General features: G+C 73.3%; 16 protein-coding genes. 10 read left to right on the top strand and 6 right to left on the bottom strand.

The features are described from left to right. Window positions 1–16 precede the first annotated feature (16 nt). From WBK31_RS25195 to WBK31_RS25205, 3 genes are read left to right on the top strand one after another with little or no spacing between them, the layout of a single operon-like run. The gene (locus tag WBK31_RS25195; protein WP_364056607.1) at window positions 17–1,054 is read left to right on the top strand and encodes an iron ABC transporter permease; all 1,038 of its coding nucleotides are present in this window, start codon (window positions 17–19) and stop codon (window positions 1,052–1,054) included. Further along, window positions 1,051–1,794 carry an ABC transporter ATP-binding protein gene (locus tag WBK31_RS25200; protein ID WP_364056610.1) on the top strand — a complete coding sequence of 248 codons (744 nt, stop codon included), beginning with the start codon at window positions 1,051–1,053 and terminating at the stop codon, window positions 1,792–1,794. Before WBK31_RS25195 ends, WBK31_RS25200 begins: the two co-directional genes overlap by 4 nt. 34 nt (window positions 1,795–1,828) lie before the next feature. Further along, window positions 1,829–2,275, top strand: a complete 447-nt coding sequence (locus WBK31_RS25205) for an ABC transporter transmembrane domain-containing protein (protein ID WP_406673267.1) — start codon at window positions 1,829–1,831, stop codon at window positions 2,273–2,275. Here WBK31_RS25205 and WBK31_RS25210 read toward each other — a convergent pair. Genes WBK31_RS25210 through WBK31_RS25220 form a run of 3 tightly spaced genes read right to left on the bottom strand, consistent with a single transcriptional unit; the run spans window position 2,253 to window position 6,762 of the window. Next, a complete protein-coding gene (locus WBK31_RS25210; protein WP_364056616.1) occupies window positions 2,253–3,392 on the bottom strand; it encodes an acyl-CoA dehydrogenase family protein in 1,140 nt (379 codons plus the stop codon). The two genes, WBK31_RS25205 and WBK31_RS25210, sit on opposite strands and share 23 nt — an antisense overlap. A 21-nt stretch (window positions 3,393–3,413) precedes the next feature. Continuing rightward, window positions 3,414–4,091 (bottom strand): DUF6537 domain-containing protein, encoded by a 678-nt coding sequence (locus WBK31_RS25215; RefSeq protein WP_406673268.1) that lies wholly within the window; start codon window positions 4,089–4,091, stop codon window positions 3,414–3,416. Continuing rightward, on the bottom strand, window positions 4,024–6,762 hold the full coding sequence (locus tag WBK31_RS25220; RefSeq protein ID WP_406673269.1) for an indolepyruvate ferredoxin oxidoreductase family protein: 2,739 nt from the start codon (window positions 6,760–6,762) through the stop codon (window positions 4,024–4,026). Before WBK31_RS25220 ends, WBK31_RS25215 begins: the two co-directional genes overlap by 68 nt. A gap of 172 nt (window positions 6,763–6,934) precedes the next feature. On the opposite strand from WBK31_RS25220, the gene WBK31_RS25225 reads away from it, so the two are divergent. Beyond that, window positions 6,935–7,381 (top strand): Lrp/AsnC family transcriptional regulator, encoded by a 447-nt coding sequence (locus WBK31_RS25225; protein ID WP_364056622.1) that lies wholly within the window; start codon window positions 6,935–6,937, stop codon window positions 7,379–7,381. Window positions 7,382–7,398: 17 nt separating this feature from the next. Here WBK31_RS25225 and WBK31_RS25230 read toward each other — a convergent pair whose 3' ends face one another. Together WBK31_RS25230 and WBK31_RS25235 are read right to left on the bottom strand one after the other, a co-directional pair. Next, window positions 7,399–8,751: a hypothetical protein gene (locus WBK31_RS25230; protein ID WP_406673270.1), complete on the bottom strand. Its 1,353-nt coding sequence runs from the start codon at window positions 8,749–8,751 to the stop codon at window positions 7,399–7,401. Between the two features lie 291 nt (window positions 8,752–9,042). Next, window positions 9,043–9,696: a nucleoside monophosphate kinase gene (locus tag WBK31_RS25235; RefSeq protein WP_364056628.1), complete on the bottom strand. Its 654-nt coding sequence runs from the start codon at window positions 9,694–9,696 to the stop codon at window positions 9,043–9,045. Window positions 9,697–9,879: 183 nt separating this feature from the next. Here WBK31_RS25235 and WBK31_RS25240 point away from each other — a divergent pair, with 183 nt between their 5' ends. The 6 genes from WBK31_RS25240 (at window position 9,880) to WBK31_RS25265 (ending at window position 21,354) form a co-directional block, all read left to right on the top strand. Beyond that, window positions 9,880–11,160, top strand: coding sequence for a C39 family peptidase (locus WBK31_RS25240; RefSeq protein ID WP_406673271.1), 1,281 nt, complete (start codon window positions 9,880–9,882; stop codon window positions 11,158–11,160). Window positions 11,161–11,359: 199 nt separating this feature from the next. After that, window positions 11,360–15,865, top strand: coding sequence for a caspase, EACC1-associated type (locus WBK31_RS25245; protein WP_406675527.1), 4,506 nt, complete (start codon window positions 11,360–11,362; stop codon window positions 15,863–15,865). Window positions 15,866–16,157: 292 nt separating this feature from the next. Then, window positions 16,158–18,410, top strand: coding sequence for a pectinesterase family protein (locus tag WBK31_RS25250; RefSeq protein WP_406673272.1), 2,253 nt, complete (start codon window positions 16,158–16,160; stop codon window positions 18,408–18,410). A gap of 75 nt (window positions 18,411–18,485) precedes the next feature. Next, entirely contained in the window at window positions 18,486–19,304 is an 819-nt protein-coding gene (locus WBK31_RS25255; RefSeq protein WP_364056637.1) for a helix-turn-helix transcriptional regulator, read from the top strand. Window positions 19,305–19,770: 466 nt separating this feature from the next. Next, a complete protein-coding gene (locus tag WBK31_RS25260) occupies window positions 19,771–20,622 on the top strand; it encodes an oxidoreductase (RefSeq protein WP_364056640.1) in 852 nt (283 codons plus the stop codon). Between the two features lie 9 nt (window positions 20,623–20,631). Further along, window positions 20,632–21,354, top strand: coding sequence for an SDR family oxidoreductase (locus WBK31_RS25265; protein WP_364056643.1), 723 nt, complete (start codon window positions 20,632–20,634; stop codon window positions 21,352–21,354). Between the two features lie 840 nt (window positions 21,355–22,194). Here WBK31_RS25265 and WBK31_RS25270 read toward each other — a convergent pair. Then, window positions 22,195–24,918 (bottom strand): ATP-binding protein, encoded by a 2,724-nt coding sequence (locus WBK31_RS25270; protein WP_406673273.1) that lies wholly within the window; start codon window positions 24,916–24,918, stop codon window positions 22,195–22,197. Window positions 24,919–24,977: the final 59 nt, after the last annotated feature.

A 24,977-nucleotide genomic window follows, 5' to 3' on the forward strand; every position in this document is an offset into this window, starting at 1 on the left:
CGGGCGCCGCCGCCCCATGAGCCGGTTTCTCCTGCTCATCGTCGCCCTCGTCGCCGCGGTCGTCGCCTCCACCTGGCTGGCGGTGAGCATCGGCGCGGTGCACGTCGCCCTGCCCCAGGCGTGGGGCATCGTGGCCGATCACATCGTCCCCGGCGTGGTGCCGCGCACCTGGACCCCGGTGCAGGAGCAGATCGTGTGGGAGTTCCGGCTGCCACGCGCCCTGCTGGCGTTGCTCGTCGGAGCCGGTCTGGCGGTCGTGGGGGCGGTGCTACAGGCATTGGTCCGCAACCCGCTGGCCGACCCCTTCCTGCTCGGCGTCTCCTCCGGCGCCTCATTCGGCGCGGTGGTCGTGCTGATCCTGGGTGCCTCCGCGCTGGGCGGGCTGTCGCTGTCGGCCGCGGCGTTCCTCGGCTCCCTGCTGGCCCTGGGCCTGGTGTACGCGCTGGCCCAGCGCTCCGGCCGGCTCACCGCGGCCAGGCTGGTGCTGTCCGGCGTGGCGCTGGCGTACCTGTTCCAGGCCGCCTACAGCTTCGTGCTACAGCTCGCGCAGAGCGGGCGGGCCGCCCAGCAAGTGCTGTTCTGGCTGATGGGCAGCCTCGGCGGGGCCCGCTGGCCGATGCTGCCGCTGCCGGCCGTCGTGCTGGCCGTCGGGGTGGCGTACCTGCTGATGCAGCACCGCCGGCTGAACGCGCTGGCCGCCGGCGAGGAGACGGCCGTCTCGCTCGGGGTGAACGTCAACCGGTTGCGCCTGAGCCTGTTCGTGCTGACCTCGCTGCTGGTCGGCGTCATGGTGGCGACCAGCGGCGCCATCGCGTTCGTCGGCCTGATCGTGCCGCACGCCGCCCGGCTGCTGGTGGGCGCCGACCACCGGCGCGTGCTGCCCGTCACCGCCCTGCTCGGCGCGGTCTTCCTGCAGCTCGTCGACATCGCCGCGCGCACCGTCAACGCGCCGCAGGAGCTCGCGCTCAGCATCGTCACCGCGCTGTTCGGCGTGCCGTTCTTCCTGTGGCTGCTGCGCCGCCGCTCGGCGGACCGGGCGGTGAACGTCTCATGAAACTCGATCTGCGCGGCCTGTCCGTCGCCCTCGACGGCACTCCGATCGTGCGCGAGGCAGACCTGATGGTGGACGACGGTGAGTTCGTCGCCCTGGTCGGGCCGAACGGCTGCGGCAAGTCCACCCTGCTGCGCTCGATCTACCGGGCCCTGCGCCCCACGGCCGGACTCATCACGGTGGACGGCGACGACGTACACCGGCTGCCCGCCCGCCAGGCCGCCCGGCGCACCGCCGTCGTCGCCCAGGAGACCCCGCCCGACCTGGACTTCACCGTGGCGGAGATCGTCGCCATGGGCCGCACCCCCTACCCGGCCGATCCTCGTGCCGACGAGGAGCTGTGCGCTCGGGCGCTGGACCGCGTCGGCATGGCCGGCGCCGCGGGCCGGATCTTCGCCACGCTGTCCGGCGGGGAGAAGCAGCGCGTGCTGCTCGCCCGCGCCCTCGCCCAGCAGACCCGCCTGCTGCTGCTGGATGAGCCGACCTCGCACCTGGACATCCGCCACCAGCTCGAACTGCTGCACCTGGTGCGCGAGCTCGGCGTCGGCACCCTGGCCGTCCTGCACGACCTCAACCAGGCCGCGGCCTTCTGCGACCGCCTGTACGTGATGAGCGCCGGCCGCATCGTCGCCGGCGGCCCGCCCGATCAGGTCCTCACCCCCGAGCTGATCTCCGAGGTGTACGGCGTGCGCGCCGTGCGCCGTACCCAGCTCGTCTTCGAGCGGCTCAAGGAGGAGCAGTGATCCCCCGGCTGCTGGCCCCGTCACCGTCCGTCCGGTGGCGCCTGGCGGGACTCGTGCTGTTGCTGCTGTCCGTCACCGCCACCTACGTCGGCCAGGGCGTTCTCGTCCCCAGGCCCTGGCCCGGATCTTCGCCGGCCGGGACGCGGGCTCGATCGCCTGGTTCGTGGCCGGCGTCGTCGCGTTGCAGCTCGTCCGCAGCGCCGTGCTCGCGGTGCGCGAATCCGTCGCGCTGCGCGCCTCGGCCGCGGTCACGACCGAGCTGCGCCGCCGCCTGACCGCGAAGCTGCTGCGGCTCGGCCCCGCGCACGCCCAGCGCGGGCGCACCGGGGCGGCGCAGACCACGCTGGTCGACGGCATCGAGACCCTCGACGCCTACATCGGCCGGTTCCTGCCCCAGGTGATCGCCTCCATCGTGGGCGCCGTCGCCGTGACCGCCGCAGCGCGGCCGGCGACCATCGCTACTTCGCCAGATCCCGGCTGATCACCAGGCGCTGGATCTGGTTGGTGCCTTCGAAGATCTGCATGATCTTCGCCTCGCGCATGTACCGCTCCACCCGGAACTCCCGCGTGTACCCGTACCCGCCGAACACCTGCACCGCGTCCGTCGTCACCTTCATCGCGGCGTCCGTCGCGACCAGCTTCGCGACGGAGGCGTGGCGGCCGTAGGGAAGGCCGGCGTCGCGGCGGCGGGCGGCGTCGAGGTAGGTGGCGCGGGCGCTGTCCACGGCCGCCGCCATGTCGGCCAGCAGGAACCCTAGCCCCTGGTGGTCGATGATGCGCTTGCCGAACGTCCGGCGTTCCTTGGCGTAGGCGACGGCCTCGTCGAGGGCGGCCTGGGCGAGGCCGGTGGCGCAGGCGGCGATGCCGAGGCGGCCGGAGTCGAGGGCGCTGAAGGCGATCTGCAGGCCCTGGCCTTCCTCGCCGATGAGGCGGTCGGCCTCCAGCAGGACGCCGTCCCAGTGGGCGCTCGTGGTGGGCACCGCGTGCAGGCCCATCTTCTCCTCGGGCTTGCCGAAGGTGAGGCCGTCGGCGGCGCCGGGGGCGAGGAAGCAGGAGACGCCGCGCGAGCCGGAGCCGGTGCGGGCGAAGAGCGCGTAGAAGTCGGCGATGCCGCCGTGGGTGATCCACGCCTTGTTGCCGGTGATGCGGTAGCCGTCGGCGACGCGTTCGGCGCGGCAGGACAGCGCGCCCGCGTCGGAGCCCGCTTGCGGCTCCGAGAGGCTGTAGCCGCCGATGAGCTCGCCGGCGAGCATGCGGGGCAGCCACCGTTCGCGCTGCTCGGGGGTGCCGTAGGTGAAGACGGTGTAGCAGGCCAGGGTGTGCACGCTGACGGCGACGGCGACGGCCGCCCAGCGGGCCGCCAGCTCCTCCACGACCTGAAGGTACACCTCGTACGGCTGCGCGCCCCCGCCGTACTCCTCGGGGTAGGGCAGGCCGAGGAGCCCGGCGGCGCCCAGGGTGGCGAAGAGCCCTTCAGGGTAGGTCTCGGAGCGTTCGTGCTCGTCGACCCTGCGGGCCAGCTCCTTGTCTGCGATGTCGCGGGTCAGCTCGATGAGGTCTTCGGCGTCCTGGTCCGGCAGCAGGCGTTCGACGGTCACGGTGACTCCCTAAGGACGGCTTTAGAGGTTGTCCAGCGCTTTCTGGGCGCGCTCGCGGAACTCTGCGACCCTGGCGAGCTTGATGTCCTCGTACCCCCGGATGAGGTCGGGCAGCCCGGCGATCTCCTCGACGACGGAGGCGGTCTCGGGGGTGAGGCGGTCGAGCGCGGTACGTACGAGCCCGCGGTATTCGCCGATGAGCGCCCGCTCGACCCGGCGCACCTCGGCCTTGCCGAACACGTCGAACGCGGTCCCCCGCAGCACCCTGGCGGCGCGCAGGCCGCGGAAGAGCACTCCGGCCGAGCGGCCCACCTTGATCTTGCGCTTCATGCCCATCGCGCGCAGCACGGGCGGGTGGAGCAGCACGGTGACCTTGGCGTCCTTGCCGAACTCGCGCTCGCGCCGCGCCACCTCGGCGGGGTCGAGGTGGAGGCGGGCGACCTCGTACTCGTCCTTGTAGGCCATCAGCTTGTGCAGGCCGCGCGCGTAGGCGAGGGCGATGGCGGTGCCGGCCTCCTCGCCGGCGCGTTCGACGGCGAGCGCGGCGACGCTGCGGACGTCGCCTTCGTACGTACGGGCGTAGGTGGCGTTCTGGTAGCCGGTGAGGTCGGCGACGCGGTCGGCCACGACCTCATCGAACGTCTTCGGCCCGGCGGGCTCGGGCAGCACGGCCCTGCGCACGGCCTCGGGGTCGTGCACGGCGGCCCGCCCCCACCGGAACGCGGCGAGGTTCTGCTCGACGGAGGCCCGGTTGAGCTTGATGGCCTGCTCGATCGAGGCGGCGCTGACGGGCAGGCAGCCCTGCTGGTACGCGGCGCCGAGCAGCAGCAGGTTGGCCTGGCATGTGGTCGCCGAACAGCTCTTCCGACAGCGCGTGGGCGTCCACGCAGATCTGCTCGCGGGTGGCGGAGGCGACGCGGGCGACGGCGTCGGCGTGGCCGGGCACGGGGATGCGTCCGGTGACCATGGCGGCGGTGGGCACCACGGAGGTGTTGAGCACGGCGACGGTACGGTCGGGCGCGGCCACGGCGAGGGTGGCGTCGGCCGCCGCCCCGAGCACGTCGAAGCCGATGAGCACGTCGGCGCTGCCCTGCGAGGCGCGCACGTGCCCGGACGGCGGCCGCTTGCCGATCCGCACGTCGCTGACCACGGGCCCGCCCTTCTGCGCCAGCCCGGTCTGCTCGAGGCCGGTGGCGTGCAGCCCGTCGAGGTGTGCGGCCATCTGGAGGATCTGCGAGACGGTGACCACGCCGGTGCCGCCGATGCCGGGCATCCTGATGAGCGTCTCGTCGCCGTGCGCGGCGACCGGCTCGGGCGCGGTGACGGGCGGTTCCGGCGCCTTCCTGGGCTCCTTGGTGCCCGGCTCGACCAGCAGGAACGACGGGCAGTCGCCCTTGAGGCAGCTCAGGTCGGTGTTGCAGGACGCCTGGTGGATGCGGGTCTTGCGGCCGTACTCGGTCTCGACGGGCTGCACCGACAGGCAGGTCGAGACGTCGCCGCAGTCGCCGCAGCCCTCGCAGACCCGCTCGTTGATGTGCACCTTCTGGGTGGGCGCGGGCAGCTTGCCGCGCTTGCGCAGCCGCCGTTCCTCGGCGGCGCAGCGGTCGTCGTGGATGAGCACGGTCACCCCGCCGGCCGCGGCCAGCTCCTTCTCGACCTCGGGCAGGTCGTCGCGGTGTCGTACGGAGGCGATCGGCGCGAGCTCGACGCCCCGGTACCGCTCGGGCTCCGGCGTGGTGATCACCACTTTGCGCACGCCCTCCAGGGCCAGCTCGCGCGTCAGCGACGGCACGTCGAGCTTGCCCTCCGGGTGCTGGCCGCCGGTCATGGCGACCGCGTCGTTGTAGAGCAGCTTGTACGTGATCGGCACCCCGGCCGCGACGGCCGCCCTGATGGCCAGCGAGCCCGAGTGGTGGTAGGTGCCGTCGCCGAGGTTCTGTACGAAGTGCCGGTCGTCGGTGAACGGCGCGAGCCCGATCCACTGGGCGCCCTCGCCGCCCATCTGCGTGATGCCGACCTGGGTGCCGCGCCCGTGGCCGTCGAGCGCGATCATCGCGTGGCAGCCGATGCCCACGCCGACCAGCGTGCCGTCGGCGGTGCGGGTGGAGGTGTTGTGCGGGCAGCCGGAGCAGAAGTACGGGGTGCGGGCGGCGACAACCGGCAGCAGGCCGCGGCGGCGCTCGCGGCGGGGCGGCTCGATGCCGAGGCAGGTGGCGATCGCCTTGGCGACGTCGTCGGCGCCCAGCGTGCCCCTGGCGGGGAGCAGGTCGCGGCCCCTGATCTCGGGGGCGTGCGCGGCGCCGTACAGGGCCTGCTTGAGCTGGCCTTCGAGGAACGGCACCTTGTCCTCGACCACCAGCACCCTGGTGAGGCCGGAGGTCAGCTCGGCCAGCTCGGCGGGGTCGAGCGGGAACGGCATCGCGATCTTGATGAGCCGCAGGCCGTGCTCGTCCATGGCGGCCTCGTCGACGCCGAGGTCGTTCAGGGCGCGCTCGACCGCCGCGTACGTGGCTCCTGAGGCGAGGATGCCGAGCGCGGTGTTGCCGGCGCTGGCCGTCACACGGTTGAGTCCGTGCTCGCGTGCGTACGCGCGGGCGAGGGCGAGGCGGCGGGTGAGCATGTCGTGCTCGGCGTCCAGCGCGGCGGGGCCGAGCAGGATGGGGGCGGGCCCCTTGGCGACGCGCTCGGGCACGGGCACGCCGGCGCGCAGCGGCCCGAGGTCGACGGTGGCGGAGGCGTCGGCGATGTCGGCCACGATCTTCAGGCCGACCCACAGGCCGCTGGCCCGCGACATGGCCACCGCGTGCAGGCCGTACTCGATGATCTCGGCGACCGTGGCGGGCGCGAGCAGCGGCATGGACAGGCTCTGGCACATCGGCTCGCACGAGCTGGGCAGCGTGGACGACTTACAGCCGGGGTCGTCGCCGATCCAGGCCACCGCGCCGCCCAGCGGGGCGGTGCCGGCGACGTTGGCGTGCCTGATGGCGTCGGCGGCGCGGTCGAGCCCGGGGTTCTTGCCGTACCAGAAGCCGGTCACGCCCTCGTGGCGGCGGCCCGGCACCTGGTCGAGCAGCTGCGTGCCGGCCACCGCGGTGGCGGCGAGCTCCTCGTTCAGTCCGGGCTGGAAGACCACGCCGGCGGGCTCCAGGTGCCTCGCCGCCCTGCCCATCTCCAGGTCCACACCCGCCAGCGGCGAGCCAGGGTAGCCGCTGACGAACGCGCGGGTGTCCAGCCCGCGTTCGTCGTCCAGGCGGCGCTGTTCCAGCGTCAGGCGGACCAGGGCCTGGATGCCCGAGATGAGCACGCGGCCGTCGAGTGCCGTGTACTTGTCGTCGAGCGACACGGGGGTGGGAGTCTCGCTCGCGCTCATGCGAACCTCCTGGCTTTCATACGTGCTCGCCTCGTGGCACGCTGCTTCCCAGCACAGCAACCCGGGCATGATATGCGCAAGTATTAGACGAGAAACCGGGCCGAAGACGCAAACAATATGAGTTCATGGACCTGTCAGCCGACGTTCTTTGCGCGTGAAGGGGGCGTACTCCGTGCCTGAGATCGACGAGATCGATCACCAAGTGCTGCGGCTCCTGCGCGAGGACGGGCGCAGGACGTTCTCCGAGATGGCCGAGCGTATCGGCCTGTCGGTGGCGGCGGTCAAGCGGCGGGTCGACCGGCTCAAGGAGATCGGCGTGATCACCGGCTTCTCGGTGCAGATCGACTACGCCAAGCTCGGCTGGGGCATCGAGGCCTTCACCGAGCTGCGCTACCCCGGCACCACTCCGGTCAGCGAGATCATCCGCACCGCCACCGACGTGCCGGAGGTGCAGGAGGTGTTCACGATCGCGGGCGACCCCGACGCGCTGATCCACGTACGGGTGCGCGACCTCGGCCACCTGCAGCAGGTCATCGACCGGCTGCGCAGGGCCGGGGACGTCACGGGCACCAAGACCCTGCTGGTCCTCGGCTCGTGGAGCCGCGACGTGCTGGGCTGAAAGCTCCGGGGCGCAGGTCAGGAGGTGCGCCTGTCCTGGTGGGAGAAGGAGCGCACGAGCAGGCCGATCGCGAGCAGCACCGCCACCCCCAGGCCCAGCATCCAGACCGACGCGCCGGTCACCGGGAGCTGCCCGGCCTCGTGGTGCGCGGGCGGCGGCACCTCGCCCGCGGCGGCGGGGGTGTCCCTGCCGCGCTCGCGGCGGTGCTCGTCCTGCTCCGCGTGCTCGTGCTTGCCGTCCTTGCGCTCCGCTTCCGGGGTCGCGGTGGGGGTGGGCTCGGGCGTCTCCTCCGCCTCCGTGGTGCTCTCCGGCTCCGGCGCCGCCGCCACGACCGTGTCGGCGCAGACGTGGTTGTCGGCGGTGTTCTCCTCGCCGTCGCCCGTGGTGACCGACGCGCAGATCGTCAGCGGGCCCGCCTCGTGCGGGGTCAGGCTGAAGGCGTACGTCCTGCTCTCCCCCGGCGCGAGCGGGCCGAGCGGGCAGGTGAGCGCGGGGCCGGTCTGCGGGCACTCCGCCGGGCGCTGCGCGATCGTCGCCCGGCCGCCGTCGGCCGGGTGGTGCAGGGAGACGTTCGCCGCTCGCGAGGGGCCGTGGTTGGTCACCGTCAGCCGGTACGGGACCGGCTCCCCGTGGCCCACCTCCTTCGGCGCGCCCTCCTGGCGTACCTCGACCTCCGCGACCGCCCGCGCCCTGGTCGTCAGCTCGGCCTCGTCGGGGGTCGCGTCGGGGGCGGTGACGGAGGCGCGGATGGCCAGGTTCGTACCGTTCCGCAGCGCCGGGTCCGTGGTGACCGGCAGCTCGAACGTCACGCTCTGCCCCGCCGGGAGCGCCATGCCGGGGCCGCCGCAGGTGAGCGTGCGGCCGGTGAGCCGGCAACCGTCGGGGAGCGGGCCCGGGGTGAGGTCGCGGTCGAGCAGGCCGGTGGCGACGACGCCCGTGGCGTCCGTGACGCCCGCGTTGGTGACGGTCAGGACGTAGGCCGCGTCGTCCCCGATGATCACGGGGTCGGGGGTGAGCTCCTGGGCGACGCGCAGGTGCGCCTGGCACTTTGGGGGTCCCGGACGTGCTCGGCCTGGGTGCGGGCGGGCCGCCCCGCCGTCCTCCCTGTTCGCCGTCCTGTCCGTACGTCTGGTTCCAGCCGCGCGGGCCCAGCTGGCCGGGCAGCGGTCCGTACGGGGAGCTGCGCACGACGCCGTCCGGGCCGAGCGCGCTCTTGGCCGCGCTGCCGGGTGCGCGACCCCAGCCGGAGCCGCGAGCGGCCCAACCGGGTGCGGGACCGAAACCGGCGCCGCCGGCGGCCCCGCCGGACCGGGGACCGAAGCCCGGCTCACGAGCGGCCGCGCCGGACCGGGGACCGAGGCCCGGCTCACGGGCGGCTCCTCCGGGCGCGGACCGGCCCTTCTCAGCGGCGGGCCAGAGGTCGGCGTCCGGGACGGGTGCGTGTATCGCAGGCGGGGTGGAGTTCGCAGGAAGTGCCGTGGTCGCCGCCCAGGCGGCGCTGCCCAGCGCGGCGAGCGAAATGATGATCGCCGCGATCCCGGGCCTGCTCATGTCGTACCCCCGCCCTATGCGCTTGTCTCGACCCGGTGGCGATCCTCCTGCCGGCCGGTCAGGTCGCGGGGGCGGTCCGACCGCAACGATGCGCCGCCATGACCGACTCTTTAGCCGTCGCCCCGGTAGGGCGGCAGGTTGAAGCGGGCGCGGATGGTGCGCTGCACCTCCAGCTTGTCGGCGCGGGCGTCGATGGTCAGCACGTACTCCTTGCGCCGGAACAGTTCCAGCACCGGCCCGGTCTTGCCGTGGTAGTCGGCCAGCCGCCTGGCGAGCGCGTCGGGGGTGTCGTCCGGCCTGGTCACCAGCTCGCCGCCGCACACGTCGCAGCGGCCCTCCTCCTCGGGCCGGTGGGCGATGAGGTTGTAGTCCATGCCGCAGCGCGAGCACAGCCGCCGGGCCAGTACCCGCCTGCGCACCTCCTCGTCGGGCAGGTCGAGGTGGATGACGCCGTCGATGTCGTAGCTCTCCAGGAAGAACTCGGCCTGGCGGCGGTTGCGCGGGAAGCCGTCGATGATGAAGCCGTAGTTCCAGTCGTGCAGGTCGAGCCGGTCCTTCACGACGTCCTCCACGAGGTCGTCGCCGACCAGCTCGCCGGCCGCGACGAGGCGGCGTACCTGGGCGCCGAGCTTGGTGTGGTTCTTGACGTGCCAGCGGAAGATGTCGCCGACGCTGATGTGGACGAGGTCGAGGTCGCCGGCGAGCATGGCGCTCTGGGTGCCCTTGCCGCTGCCCTGCACCCCCATGATCACGTATTTCCGCATGTCGAGCGCTCCCGTCCTGTCGTAGGCATGCTCACCCGCGTATCGGCGATCATGCGCGGAGAGACGCACGAACCGTCGTGCGGGGACGAGGTGCCGCCCGATTACGTAGATCTGCCGATGGTTTTGCGCAGGCGGCGCGCATACTGTCGGCCCTGCCGAGCGCCTTCGAAGCAGGGTGGGTTCATGCGCGCGCTGACCGTGTTCCTGTCGTTCCGGTGGTTCCTGTCGTTCACGTCGCTCGCGTCCACATGCGCCATGGCAGCGGCCTGCGCCGCCCCCGCGGGCGCGAGACAGGCCGCGGCGACGCCCGACGTGGTGTTCCAGCGGGCCGACTTCACCACGGGCACCGCCGAGGGCACGACGGCGTCGGAGGGGCTGGCGTTCGGGGAGGCCGCGGGCACGGTCTCCTACACCGACGCGCTGGGCACCAAGACGTGGGAGTACGCCCGCTGGACCGGCCCTGAGCAGGCCATCGGCTTCCCGGCCACCGAGCTGATCGCGTCGTGGACGGCCGACGTGCCGCCGGGGAGCTGGCTGCAGGTGGAGGCCAGGGGCAGGAACGCCGGGGGCCTGACCCGGTGGTATGCGCTGGGCCGCTGGTCGTATGCGGAGGGCGACGTGCTGCGCACCTCGGTGCCCGGGCAGTCGGACGCGGATGCGAAGGTGGCCGTGGACACACTGGTCGCGGCGGCCGGCAAGCCGCTCAGCGGCTACCAGCTCCGGCTGACCCTCTATCGGCGGCCCGGCTCGGACGTCGTCCCCCGGGTGCGTACGTCCGGCGTGATGAGCTCCAACGTGCCCCGCCGCGAGAGCGTGCCGGTCAGCCCCGGCGGCGGCGCGTGGGGCAAGGAGCTGGCGGTGCCGCGCCGCTCCCAGAACATCCACAAGGGCCACTACCCCGAGTGGAACGGCGGCGGCGAGGCGTGGTGCAGCCCGACCTCGACCACGATGGTGATGGGTTATTGGGGCGTCCGGCCGAGCGAGCAGGACACCGCCTGGGTGTCAGGCTCCGACCCGAACCCCGAGGTCGATCACGCCGCGCGCTACACCTACGACCATGCCTACAAGGGCACCGGCAACTGGCCGTTCAACACCGCGTACGCGGGCCGGTACGGCCTCGACGGGTTCGTCACCAGGCTGCGCTCGCTGACCGAGCTGGAGCGGCTGATCAGCGCGGGCGTGCCGGTGATCACCTCGCAGTCGTTCAAGGAGGATGAGCTGCCGGGCGCGGGCTATGGCACGGACGGCCACCTCATGGTGGTCGTCGGCTTCACCGAGGACGGCGACGTGATCGCCAACGACCCGGCGTCGCCGAGCAACGCGGCCGTGCGCAGGGTCTATCCGCGGGCCGCGTTCGAGAACGTGTGGCTGCGCGGTTCGAGCAGCGGCGGGGTGGCGTACGTGATCCATCCGCGGGGTCACCGGCTGCCCGCCACGACCCCCGGGCTGCCGGCCAATTGGTGACGCAGATTGCCCGTCATGATGTGCCCGAATATGCGGGGATAACTGCTGGTCAGCGGGTGTTCGTGCCCCTCGACGGCCGCCCCGGAGCTGCGTACATTGTCATCCGACAAACGCCGAACTCGACGAGCCTTGCGCGGTGGAACGCCGGATGACCGAGGACGAACCAGCCACGATCGAGAAGACTCGGCCCGTGCGCGACATGCGATGGAACGGTCCACCGCTGCTGCTGTCCGACGCCGGGGCCCGGGTGCTGCTGGCCGGCACGGGCACGCACCGGCCCGCCTCCCGGCTGCCGCACGCGCCCGCCGTGGCCGCCACGCTCGACGACGTCGCCCGCTGCCTGGTGGAGCGGGCCGGGCTGTCCCCGGATCGGCTCGACGTGCTGCTCGACCCGGCCGGTCCGGCCGAGCTGGGCACGGCGCTGGAGCGGGCGGCGCGCGAGGCGACGAGCGTGCTGATGTTCCACTTCGTCGGCCATGCCCTGTTCGGGCCGGGCGACGAGCTCTACCTCGCCACCGGCGCCACCGCCGACCTGTCGGAGGGCACGGCGGGCTATCAGGCGCTGCCGTACGCGCTGGTGCGGCGGATCATGGCCGGGTCGCGGGCCGGGCTCGCGGTCGTGGTGCTCGACTGCTGCTTCAGCGGCGGCGGGCGGCCGGTGCCCGCCAAGCTCATGGAGCAGTCGCTGGCCTGGCCGGGGGCGTACGTGCTGGCCGCGACGAGCAAGGAGCCCAACTCGTGGGCGCTGCCCGGCGTGCGGCACACCGCGCTCAGCGGCGGGCTGCTGCGGCTGCTGCACGAGGGCGATCCTGAGGGGCCTGCCGCGTTCACGCTCGACCACGTGCACCACCGCCTGGCCCGGTCGCTGCCCGCCGCCGGGTTCCCGCGTCCCCGGCGAGAGGCGATCGAGCTGGAGGAGCTGCCGCCGCTGGCCGTCAACCCGGCCCACGCGGCGCCCCGGGTCCGGCAGCGGCCGGTGGCCACGCCCGGCGACCCCGGCAGCCCTTACCGGGGGCTGGCCGCGTACGGGGCCGAGCACGCCGGGGTGTTCGCCGGGCGTGAGGAGGCGACGCGGTCGCTGGTCGCGCGCGTCCGTCAGGCGCTGCGGGCGGCCCGGCCGCCGATGGTGCTCGGCGCGCAGGCGTTCGACGGCGCGGGGCCGCTCGTGCTCACCGGCCCTTCGGGGTGCGGCAAGACGTCGTTGCTGCGCGCGGGGCTGCTGCCCGCACTGAGGGACGAGGTGGGGCGGTGCATCGCGCTGACCCCCGGTGCCGAGCCGACGGCGGCGCTGGCCGCCGAGCTGGCCGCGCTGAGCGGCGCCGATCCCGTACGCCTGCGCGCGATCATCGAGTCCGACCCCGCCGCGGCCCGTCGCGGGCTGCCCGGACCCACGCTGGTGGTGGTCGACCAGTTCGAAGAGGTGTTCACCGCGTGCGGCGACGAGACGGCGCGGCGGCGGTTCGTCGCGGCGCTGGCCGAGCTGTCCGGGTCGGCGGCGGTGGTGATCGCGGTACGCGGTGACTTCTTCGCGCGCTGCGCGGCCTACCCGGGGCTGCTCCAGGCGCTGCGGCGGCCGGAGGTCGTGCCGCCGCTGTCGCCCGCCGGGGTGCGCAGGGTCATCGAGGAGCCGGCCGCGCGGGCCGGGCTCGCCGTCGAACCGGGGCTGGTCGAGCTGATCCTGGACGATCTGCGCCGGGTCGATGAGGACCCGTTGCCGAAGCTGTCGCAGGCGCTGCTGGCCACCTGGCGGCGGCGTACCGGCGGGGTGCTCACCATGGAGGGCTACCGCGCGGCCGGCGGGGTCGCGCGGGCGATCGCGATGAGCGGCGAGGAGACGCTGCGGGGGCTCGGCGCGGAGTTCGAGCCGGTGGCGCGCGGGCTGCTCGAACGTCTCGTCTTCGTGGACGAGCAGGCGGGCGCGCTGCCCAGGCGGGTGCCGGTGGCCGAGCTGAGCCCGGGGCCCGAGTCGGTGGCGGGGCAGGTGCTGGCCGAGCTGGTCAGGGCGCGGCTGGTCACCGTGGAGCGCGACGAGGCGCGGCTCGTCCACGAGGCGCTGGTGCGGGCCTGGCCCCGGCTGGCGAGCTGGGCGGAGGCGCGGCGGGCGCGGCTGCTCGTACGGGGGCGGCTGGCGGAGGACGCCGCCCTGTGGCGGGAGGACGGCAGGAACCCGTCGTACCTGTACGCCGGTGACCGCCTCGCCACGGCGGAGACCGTCGTCGGCCTCGCGCAAGCCGGCCGCCGTGAGACGGCGCGACGGGCGGAAAGCGCGGCGCGGCGGACGCGAAAGGCCGGGGCGGACGCGCTCGCGCAGTGGGCCGAAGAGGACGTGCGGCGGGCCGGGGAGGGCGTGCCGGAGGCCGGCCAGGACGCACGGGACGTCCGTGATGCGAGCCCTATCGAGCGGGAGTTCCTGGTGGCCTCGCGCCGCCGCCAGGACCGCAGGAGGCTGATCGCCCGCGGCACCATCGCCGCGCTCTCCCTCCTCGTCCTGGTCGGGGCGGCGGGCGGCGTGGTGGCGGTGGTGCAGGGCGGCCGGGCCGACGCGCGGGCCATGGAGGCGGCGAGGATGCGCGACGAGGCGCTGTCCCGCGAGGTCGCGGCGGCGGCGAGCCGCGCGGGCGACACCTCGCTCGGCTCCCAGCTCGCGCTCGCGGCCTACCGCCTGTCGCCGACGCCGGAGGCGCGCGGCGCGCTGCTCGGCTCGCTCTCGCGTCCGATCGGGGCGCGGCTGATCGGCCACACCGCCCCAATCGAGCAGGTGGTCTTCCGTCCCGACGGCCGCGTGGCCGTGACCGCGTCCGGCGACTTCACCGCCCGGCTGTGGAACATCGCGGACCCGCTGCGTCCCCAGGCGCTGGGCGTGGTGGGCGGCCACATCGGCGGAGTGCGCGCGGCGGCGTTCGCCAAGGGCGGGAAGGTGCTGGCGACGGGGTCGGCCGACGGCACGGCCCGGCTCTGGGACGTCTCCGACACCGCGAGCCCGCGCCCGCTGGCCACGCTCGAAGGCCACAAGGAGCCGGTCGGCTCGGTGGCGTTCGCGCCGGAGGGCGACGTCTTGATCACCGCCTCCCCCGACGGCACGGCCCGGCTGTGGAACGTGACAAACCCCCGCAAAGCCGAGGAGCTGTCGGTCGTCCGCCAGGACGCCGACTTCACCGGGGCGGTCTTCAGCCCCGACGGCCGCACGGCCGCGCTGGCCACCGCCGCGGGCACGATCACGATCCTCGACGTACGCAGCCCCTCGACGCCGGTCACGCTGGCGATCCTGACCTCGACGCACGGCGGCCTGCGCGGGCTCGCGTTCTCCCCCGACGGCCGCACGCTGGCGGCGGCCTCGGCGACCGGCACGATCGAGCTGTGGGACGTCGCCGCCGCCGAGCAGTCGGGCACCGCCAAGGGCAGCGGCGCGGCGGTGCACGACGTCGCGTTCAGCCCCGACGGCACGCTGCTCGCCGCCGCCTCGGCGGACGCCGACGTCCGGCTGTGGAGCCTGGACGACCCGGCGGCGCCGGAGATGGTGGGGACTCTGGCCGGGTCTCCCGACGCGGTGACGGGGGTGGCGTTCAGCCCCGACGGGCGGCACCTGGCCACCTCGGGTGCCGACGGGATCGCCCGCCTGTGGAACGTCGCCGACGCCGCCCGCCTCACCCCCCGCGCCCGCCTGGCGCGGCACACCGGCGAGGTGAACGCGGTGGCGATCTCCAAGGGCGGCACCGTGCTGGCCAGCGCGTCCGACGACGACACGATCCGGCTGTGGGACCTCTCCGACCCGGCGGCCGCCGTCCCGCACTCCACGCTCACCGGCCACACCGAGGCGGTGCTGACGGCGGCGTTCAGCCCCGACGACGACCACCTGGTGACCGCTTCGCGGGACGGCACCGCCCGTCTCTGGGACGTCTCATCGCCGGAGGCGCCCAAGCCGCTCGGCACGATCACCGGCGGCATCCGTTCGGCCGCGTTCGGGGCGGACGAGCGTACGGTGCTGACGACCTCGTCCGACGGCCGCGCGGCCCTGTGGAACGTCGAATCTCCCGCCGCGCCCGCCCGCCTCGCCTACCTCGGCCCCGCCGAGATCCGGCTGACCGCCGCCGCGTTCCGCCCGGACGGCAAGCTCGTGGCGACTGGCTCGGGCACCTCGTCCGTTCGGCTCTGGGACGTCTCCAAGCCGGCCCGCCCGCGCTCGGTCGCCACGTTCACCGCGCACACCGGCGAGGTGCTCGGCCTGCGGTTCAGCGGCGACGGCGCGACGCTGGCCACCGCGTCGTCTGACGGCACGGTCCGGCTGTGGGACGTCTCCGACACCGCGAACCCGCGCCGCCTGTCGGAGCTGACCGGCCACGCCGCCGACGTGGTGAGCGTGGCGTTCGCGGCCGACGACCGCAGGCTCGTCACGGCCTCCGACGACCGGACCGTACACGTGTGGGACGTGGTCGATCCGTCCGCTCCGGCGCTCTGGGCGGTGTTCGCGGGCTCGCGGCCGGTGCGCGACGCCGTGCCGGGACCCGACGGCACCGTACTGGCCGGCGCGTCGGGCAGCGCCGTACAGCTTCATGGGCTGAACGTGGAGCAGGCGAGCGCGCGGATCTGCGAAGAGGCCTGGCACGTCGATCACCCGCGCCGAGTGGGACCGCCACTTCCCCGGCCGCCCGTACACGCCTCCGTGCCCCTGAAAAACGCCCGCCCGTACACGCCTCCGCGCCCCTGAAAAACGCCCGCCCGGACGCACCTCCCCGCCCCTGACAAGCGGCCGCCCGGACGCACCTGACGCCCCCGAGAAGCGCCCGCCTGTCCTCGCCTCCGCCCTCATGAGGAGCGGCGCCCGGACACGCCTCCGCCCCCTCAAGAAGCGGTTGCAATCGCTTGTTGCTGCAACTTCGCCTCGGAAGTGCAGTTTCACTGCAGGCCATTGACGAAGTGAGGGCTTTCGGCGAACGTTTCATGCAAACGATTGCCGCACGTCCCGAGGTTGCGCCATGCGACTTCCGTCACTCCCCCCATTGATCGCCCTGACGGTGATCGCCGCTCTCACCCCCCTCTCCCCCGCCACCGCCGCGACCGCTGGCAGGTCCACGATCGTGGTCGCCGCCGACGGCTCAGGCGACTACACGACCGTGCAGGACGCCGTGGACGCCGTGCCCTCCGGCAACCGGCGGCCGGTCACGATCCTGGTCCGCAAGGGCACCTACCGGCAGAAGGTCGTCATCCCGGCCGACAAGCCGTACATCACGCTGGCCGGCGACACCAAGGACCCGCGCGACGTGGTGCTCACGTACGACGTGTCGGCCGGCACGCCGAAGCCGGACGGCTCCGGCACGTACGGCACGTCGGGCAGCGCGTCGTACACGATCGAGGCCCCCGACTTCACCGCCCGCAACCTCACCTTCGAGAACGCCTACGACGAGGCCGCGAACGGCAACAGCCAGGCCGTCGCGGTCAGGACGACCGGCGACCGGCAGGTCTACGACAACGTCAGGTTCCTCGGCAACCAGGACACGCTGTACGCCAACACCCCGTCCGCCACGACCGTCGCCCGCCAGTACTTCCACAACTGCTACGTCGAGGGCGACGTGGACTTCATCTTCGGCCGCGCGACGGCGGTGTTCGACCGCTGCGTCATCAAGGCGCTGAGCCGGGGCAGCTCCGACAACAACGGCTACGTGACCGCCGCCAGCACCGAGATCACCAACCCGTACGGCTTCCTCATCTACCGCAGCCACCTGACCAGCAACGCGCCGGCCCGCACCTTCCATCTGGGCCGCCCGTGGCCGGCGGGCGGCTCGACCACGGCACGCGGGCAGGTGCTGGTGCGCGAGTCGTGGCTCGGCCAGCAGTTCAAGGACGCGCCGTGGACCGACATGTCGGGCCTGAACTGGCGGGACGCCCGCCTGTCCGAGTACCGCAATCACGGCCCCGGTGCCACCGTCAACGACGACCGCCCGCAGCTCGACCCGCGTGAGGCCGCGAAGTACACGCCTGAGCGCTACCTGGCGGGCCGCGACGGCTGGAACCCGGTCCGCCGGCCGAGCCCCGAGCCCAGGCCAGAGCCGGGCCGCGAGGTGCTGCCCAAGGGCGACGGCTGGGCGGCGGCCACGACCGGCACCACCGGCGGCTCGGCCGCCCGTCCCGAGGACGTGCACGTCGTCACGAACCGGGCGCAGCTCATCGCCGCGCTCGGCGACCCCGCCGACAACACCCCGAAGATCGTGTACGTCAGGGGCGCGATCGACGCCGACACCGACGCCGCGGGCAACCCGCTGACCTGCGACGACTACGCCGTGGACGGCTACAGCCTGGAGGCCTACCTGGCGGCCTACGACCCGGAGGTGTGGGGCCGCGACCGGGTGCCGTCGGGGCCGCTTGAGGATGCGCGCCGGGCGTCGTACGCGAAGATGGCCGAGCACGTCACGATCACCGTCGGTTCCAATGTCACGATCATCGGCCTGGGACGCGACGCCGCGCTGAAGAGCTTCGGCCTGCGCATCACGAACGCCGACAACGTGATCGTCCGCAACCTCACCATCACCGACACCGCCGACTGCTTCCCGCAGTGGGACCCGACCGACGGCGAGGAGGGCAACTGGAACGCCTCCTTCGACAACGTCGAGGTGTCCGGCTCGACCCACGTGTGGCTCGACCACAACACGCTGAACGACGGCGACAACCCCGACTCCGGGCAGCCGCGCTACTTCGGCCGGCCGTACCAGGTGCACGACGGGCTGCTCGACGTCGTACGCGGATCCGACCTCGTCACGATGTCGTGGAACCATCTCAGCGGCCACGACAAAGTGACGCTGATCGGCAACACCGACGATCCGGCACGCTACGACGAGCAGGACAAGCTGCGCGTCACCCTGCACCACAACTACTTCGAGGGCCTCGGGCAGCGCACGCCCCGGGTGCGGTGGGGACGCGTGCACGTCTACAACAACTACTACCGGGGCGGCGACACGCACGCGTACAGCATCGGCGTAGGCGTGGGCTCCAAGGTCTACGCCGAGGCGAACGCGTTCGACGGCATCGCCGCTGACAAGGTGCTCAGCGTGTTCGGCGGCACGGCCATCACCGCCAAGGGCAACCTGGTGAACGGGCGGACGGTGGACGTGGTGGCCGCGTACGAGGCCGCCACCGGCGCCACGCTCGGCCGCGACGTCGGCTGGACCCGCCGGCTCCGCGCATGCACCCGGCGAACGCACTGCGGGGTCTGGTGCCGGCGGGCGCGGCGCCGGCCACCGCCTGTGAACCCCCAATGATCGGCTCTGAGGGTGGGAGTATCACGCCCACCCTCAGAGCCTGTGAACAGGGCGTTCCTGGCCTAGCCTGAAGGCATGGAGACGGAGAACCTGCTCGGGCAGTTCCTGCGAGCGCGCCGCGAGCTACTCCAACCGGAGGACATCGGCATGCCGGTCGGCGCGCGCCGCCGCGTGTCGGGGCTGCGCCGGGAGGAGGTGGCGCAGCTCGCCGGAGTCAGCACCGACTACTACATCAGGCTTGAACAAGGCCGCGAACGGCACCCGTCGGACCAGGTGGTCGACGCGCTCGCCAGGGCGCTGGAGCTGGACGACGACGCCGCGGCCCACCTGCACCGCCTGGCCCACCCGGCCGTGGACAACCGCCGCACCGCCCGCGGTCCTGAACGCGTCGGCGACGCCCTGCTGCGCATGATGGCCGCCTGGCCGCAGACCCCGGCCGTGGTACTGGGGCGGCGCCTGACCGTACTGGCCGCCAACACCCTGGGCAAGGCCCTGTTCGCCGGCCACACCTACAGCGACGACCTGGTACGGCTGGTCTTCCTCGACCCGGACGCGCGGACGTTCTATCCCGACTGGGAGCGAGCCGCGCTCAACACCGTGGGTGCGCTGCGCGCGAACATCGGCACCGACTACGACGACCCCGACCTGATCGAGCTGGTGGGCGAGCTGTCGCTGAAGAGCGCCGAGTTCCGCGAGCTGTGGGCCCGCCACGACGTCCGCCAGAAGACCCACGAGACCAAGCGAATCCACCACCCGCTGGTGGGCGAGCTGATCCTGCACTACGAGTCGCTGACCGTGAACAGCGCACCCGGCCGGCAACTCGTCGTCTACCAGGCCGAGCCCGGCAGCCCGTCGGAGGAGCGCCTGTCGCTGCTCGGCAGCCTCACCGCCTGACCCGCCTGTTTCCCTGCCTTGTGACCCGCCTGATTCCCGGCCCGATGACCCGCCTGATTCCCGGCCCGTGACCCGCCTGTTTCCCGGCCCGATGACCGGCACCGCTCGGCCAGATGCCCTGACCGGGCTCGGCCAGACGCCCTGACCGGCGCCGCCTGAGCCTGGACCGGGCGCTAGCCGCCGTCACATGCGTGCCTGACCGGCGCCGGATCCACATAGCCACCCGCACCGTCATCACCCGCACCGCTATTTGCGCGACCGCGGCATGACCGCCGCGTCGCCATCCCGGCATGCCCGCGTACCCGACGGCACGTCGGTTCGTCTGCCGCTGCGACGTACGAACCGGATGCACCGCCACGGCGACGGGTTCGCCACAACGACCACACAACGACCCACAACAACTCACAACGACTCACAACGACAACGAACGCGCCACGACAACAACCGCATTGGAGCTTCGCATCACATGAGCAAGCAAGACGGAACCCCTGTCTGGTTCATCACCGGATGCTCGTCCGGCCTGGGGCGGGCGCTGGCCGCCGCCGCCCTCGACCGAGGTCATCGAGCCGCCGTCACCGCCCGCTCGCCCGAGCAGGTCGCCGACCTGGTGGAGGCGCACGCCGGCCGCGCCATCGCCCTGCCTCTCGACGTCACCGACCGGTATCAGGTCGCGCGGGCGGTGGCTGCGGCGGAGTCGGCGTTCGGGCGTATCGACGTGCTGGTCAACAACGCCGGGTACGGCTATCTCGCCGCCCTGGAGGAAGGCGAGGACGACGAGGTCAGAGCGCTGTTCGAGACGAACGTGCACGGCCTGGTCGACGTCACCAAGGCCGTGCTGCCCGGCATGCGCGCCCGCCGTACCGGCCACATCGTGAACATCTCGTCGCTGGGCGGCCTGGCCGCGTTCGGCGCGACCGGCTACTACCACGCCACGAAGTTCGCCGTGGAGGGGCTGTCGGAGTCGCTCGCGGCCGAGGTAGGGCCGCTCGGCATCAAGGTCACGATCGTGGAGCCGGGCGCGTTCCGTACGAACTGGTCCGGGCCGTCGATGCGGCAGTCCAAGATCCGCATCGACGACTACGACGAGACGGCCGGTGCCCGGCGCGCGTCCACGCTGGCCACCTACGGCAAGCAGCCCGGCGACCCCGACCGCGCCGCCGCGGCGATCATCACGGCGGTCGCGTCGCCGGAACCGCCGCTGCGGCTGCTGCTCGGCAAGGCCGCCTACGACATCGCCACCGACCGGCTCACCACGTTGCGGGCCGGTTTCGACACCTGGCGCGAGCTGACGCTCAGCGCCGACTACCCGGCCTCCTAGGAGGAGACAGTGAGCAAGATCGTTCTCATCACCGGCGCGAGCAGCGGCATCGGCGAGGCCACCGCACGCCGCCTGGCCGCCGACGGCCACATCGTGGTGCTCGGCGCACGCCGCGAAGACCGGCTCGCGGAGATCGCGAAGGCCATCGAGGCGGACGGCGGCACCGCCGACGTCCGGCGGCTGGACGTGTCCGACCGCCAGGACGTCGCCGCCTTCGCCGACGAGGTCTTCGAGCGGTACGGCCGCATCGACGTGCTCGTCAACAACGCGGGCGTGATGCCGCTGTCCCGGCTGGACGCGCTGCTGGTGGACGAGTGGGAGCGGATGATCGACGTGAACGTTCGCGGCCTGCTGTACGGGATCGCCGCCGCGCTGCCCCACTTCAAGCGGCAGGGCTCGGGGCACTTCGTCACCGTCGCCTCGATCGGCGCGCACCAGGTGGTGCCGACGAGCGCCGTCTACAGCGGCACCAAGTACGCCGCCTGGGCCATCACCGAGGGCCTGCGCCAGGAGATGGACCCGTCGATCAGGGTCACCACGATCTCGCCCGGCGTCGTGGAGTCGGAGCTGGCCGACTCCATCACCGACCCGGGCGCCCGGGAGATGATGCGCACCTATCGGGCGAACAGCATCTCGCCGGACGCCATCGGCGGCGCCATCGCGTACGCCATCGGCCAGCCGCCCGACGTGGACGTCAACGAGATCATCATCCGGCCGACCCGGCAACGCTGAGACCTCCTTACCCACCCCTCATACGCCGCCCGCCTCCGTGGGAGTCACGCATCCGGCGGGCTTCACACCGCGCGCACGTGGCACTGGCCGAGGCTCAAGCCGAACCCACCCGCCCCGACCTCCGCCACCGGGCGTGCCCAACGCCAGATCGCCCCTGCGCCACTCACCCGGCTTCGGGCGGCCTCGCACCGGAGCGATCTCGTACCACCGGCACCCGCCCTCGGGCGGGCGTCCTTCCGGCAGGTCCCACCGGTCGCGGCCGGTGTGCGCAAGGGCGTCCCTTCGCCCCATCGCCGCGCGCTGTTTCACAGCCGCGCACTGTCGTTCCAGCTCCGCGCACGCCGCCCGCGCCTGGCACTGGGCGGCGCGCGTCCTCCCGGCAGCTCCCGCGCCGCCCGCACCTGACGCCAGGCGACGCGCGCCCATCCGGCAGATCCCGCCGCCCGCACCCGACACCAGGCGGCGCGCGCCACCCAGCAGGCCCCACACCGCCCGCACCTGACACCAAGCGGCGCGCGCCACCCAGCAGGCCCCGCACCGCCCGCACCTGACACCAAGCGGCGCGCGCCACCCAGCAGGCCCCGCACCGCCCGCACCTGACACCAAGCGGCGCGCGCCACCCAGCAGGCCCCACACCGCCCACACCTGACACCAAGCGGCGCGCGCCCATCGGCAGGTCCCGCTCGGCTCGCGCCTGGCACTGGGCGGCCCCGCCTTCAACACACCCTGTGCCAAGCCCACCTCCGGGCAGGGGCTCAGGAGGTGTGCCACGGCCTCGAGGGGTTCGCCTGGAAGGGCGGCTCGGCCGGCGGGTGGGCGTTGCCAGGTTCCTGGAGCCGGTCAGAGGTGGGGGCCGCTGTGCGGGAGGCCCTCGCCTTCCGGTTCGAGCGCGTACGCGATGCCCGCGTCGACGTCGCTGTCGAAGCCGGTGCGGTAGGCCGCCGCATACGCGCTGTCGCCGAGGGCGGCCCTGGCGTGCGTCTCGCACGCTCGCCTGGCCGCCACCCACTCGGGAACGCTGGCCTGCGCCTGGCCGTGGTTGCTCCACACTCGCTGGGCCAGCCCGAGCAGCCGGGCCGCGCGCCCGGCCTGCCCCGCCGCGCCGGCCGCCAGCGCCAGCAGATCGACGGTCAGCCCGATGCCGAAGCTGTCGTGCAGCCGCCGCTTGGTCCGTAAAGCCGCCTGCCCGTAGCGAACGGCGGCGGCCAGCCGTCCGCTGCTCAGCTCGGCCTGTCCGCGCAGGAAATCGCCGTGGGAACGCATGAGCTGCTCGCCGCGCCCGTCGCACAGCGTCCGCAGGTCCTCGAGTACGGCGATGGCCTCGTCGAGCCGCCCGGCCACGGTCAGCGCATGCGCCCGGCACAGCAGTGCGAGCAGGCCGGCGATGGTGGGCGGCTCGTCGTTCCACCGGTCGCGGTACGCGGGCTCTGACTCGGCCAGGACTCGCGCCAGGTCGCCGCGGATCACCCCGGCGGCCGACCTGAGCGCCCTGACGCAGGTGGCGGCGTACGCGCCGAACCCGCCCGGGACCAGGGCAGCACGCCCGTAGATGCCCGCGAGGTCACCGCCCGTGACGGGGTAGCCGCGAGTGCCCGCATGGCTGTAGCTCGCGGTAGAGGCCCCAGGAGCACCGGCGTCGCCGTAGATGCCGGCGCCATCGCCGGAGGTCGCAGCCGGACCTTCGAAAGCTGCGCGCGCGTGGCCGCCAGAGGTGGCAGCCGAACCGCCGGAAAGCGCACCTGGACCACCGAAGTTCACAGCCCAATCCCCGGGGGTCGCGGATAGGCCGCCAGAAGTCGCGGCCGCATCGCCGGAGGTTCCGGGCGGGCCACCAGAAGTCGGGGGCAGGCCACCGTAGGTCGAGGACGGACCTCCGGGAATCGACGCCGAGTCACTAGAAGCCGCAGGCGGGTGACCAGTAGTCGCGGACGGCTGGCCGGGAGGCGCAGGCGAATGGCGAGAAGCCGCGGACGCCTGACCGGGAACCACAGACGAATGGCCAGAAGCCGCGGACACCTGACCAGGCACCACAGACGAATGGCCAGAAGCCGCGGCCACCTGACCAGGAACCGCAGGCGGATGGCCAGGAGTCGACTGGGGATCGCCGGAAGTCGTGCGCAGGTCGTGGGCGACGGTGGCGATCTGGGTGGCGCGGGTTTCGGCGCCGTGGGCGTCGCCCTGGGAGGCGGCCAGCAGGCCATCGGCCCACAGCGTCTGTACGAGGGCGGGTTCCGGGCGCCGGGCGAGGGCGAGCGCCTGCTGGAGGTAGTGGCGGCCCTCCTTGGCGTGGCCGCAGCCGTACCAGAAGAAGGCCAGCACGCCGGCCAGCTCGAGTGCGGGCGTGGCGTCCTCGGCGGCCAGCGCCACTTCAAGCGCCGCCCGCAGGTTGTCGTGTTCGCCGACCATGCGGTCGTACCAGGAAAGCTGGCCGGGCCCCAGCCAGCCGGCGGCGCCCTTGATGGCCAGCGACAGGTAGTGCTCGCGGTGGCGCTGCTTGAAACGTTCCTCCTCGCCGAGGTCGCGCAGCCGGCGGGCGCCGTACTCGCGCAGCGTGTCGAGCATGCGGTAACGCTCACCCGCGCCGGTCGGCAGCCACGTCAGCACCGAATCCTCGGCCAGGGCGTCGAGCAGCAGCCCGATCTCGGACTCCGGGAGCCGCTCGTCGGCGCACACCCGGCGGGCGGCCTCGGTGTCGAAGTCGCCGGCGAACACCGACAGCCGCGCCCACAGCAGCCGCTCGGCGGGCTCGCACAGCTCGTGGCTCCACCCGACCGCCGTGCGCAGGGCGCGGTGCCAGGGCGGGTCGTGCGGGCTGCCGGGGTCGGCGTCGAGGGCGGCGAACCGGTCGTCGAGCCGGTCGGCGAGGTAGCTGACGGGCAGGTCGCGCAGCCGGGCGGCGGCCAGCTCGATCGCCAGCGGGATGCCTTCGAGCCGCCGGCACAGGCGTACGACGGCCTCGGGGTTCTCGCTTCCCAGGTCGAAACCGGGCACGACGTCGGCGGCGCGCTCGGCGAGCAGCGTCACGGCGTCGCCCACGAGCGCCGTGGTGCCGGCGGGCGGGACCGGCAGCGGCTCGATCACGACCAGCGTCTCGCCCGCCACTTCGAGCGGGCGGCGGCTGGTGGCGAGCACGCGCAGCCCCGGTACGGCGGTGAGCAGCGCGGCGACGACCTCGCCGCAGGGGCCGGCGAGGTGTTCGCAGGAGTCGAGGACGATCAGCAGCTCGCGTCCGGACAGGTGCTCGGCCAGCACCTCCGTCATGGGCCGGGCGGTCTGGTCGGCCAGCCGGAGCGCTCCGGCGATCGCGTGCGGAACGAGACCTCCGTCGTTCAACGCGGATAAACCCACCAGCCAGGCTCCCCCGCCGAACTCGGACCGCAGCTCGGCCGCCGCACGCAGAGCCACGCGTGACTTGCCGACGCCGCCGATGCCCGTGAGCGTCACCAGGCGGGAGTGGCGCACGGCGGTACGCACCACGTCCAGCTCGGCGCGGCGGCCGACCAGGCTGGTCAGCTCGGGTGGAAGGTTGCCCGCCTGCCACTTGCCTGCCATCGCGATCGCCACCCATCCGGCCGGGAGTGTGACAGCAGCTTGCCCCACGACGGCCTGCTCGGTCACCACAG

This window comes from Nonomuraea sp. N2-4H, assembly GCF_045291505.1.
Lineage (GTDB): Bacteria > Actinomycetota > Actinomycetes > Streptosporangiales > Streptosporangiaceae > Nonomuraea > Nonomuraea fastidiosa.

Coding starts and splice junctions, on each gene's coding strand:
- WBK31_RS25195 (WP_364056607.1), top strand. CDS start 17: ATGAGCCGGTTTCTCCTGCTCATCGTCGCCCTCGTCGCCGCGGTCGTC.
- WBK31_RS25200 (WP_364056610.1), top strand. CDS start 1,051: ATGAAACTCGATCTGCGCGGCCTGTCCGTCGCCCTCGACGGCACTCCG.
- WBK31_RS25220 (WP_406673269.1), bottom strand. CDS start 6,762: ATGAGCGCGAGCGAGACTCCCACCCCCGTGTCGCTCGACGACAAGTAC.
- WBK31_RS25235 (WP_364056628.1), bottom strand. CDS start 9,696: ATGCGGAAATACGTGATCATGGGGGTGCAGGGCAGCGGCAAGGGCACC.
- WBK31_RS25240 (WP_406673271.1), top strand. CDS start 9,880: ATGCGCGCGCTGACCGTGTTCCTGTCGTTCCGGTGGTTCCTGTCGTTC.
- WBK31_RS25245 (WP_406675527.1), top strand. CDS start 11,360: ATGCGATGGAACGGTCCACCGCTGCTGCTGTCCGACGCCGGGGCCCGG.
- WBK31_RS25255 (WP_364056637.1), top strand. CDS start 18,486: ATGGAGACGGAGAACCTGCTCGGGCAGTTCCTGCGAGCGCGCCGCGAG.
- WBK31_RS25260 (WP_364056640.1), top strand. CDS start 19,771: ATGAGCAAGCAAGACGGAACCCCTGTCTGGTTCATCACCGGATGCTCG.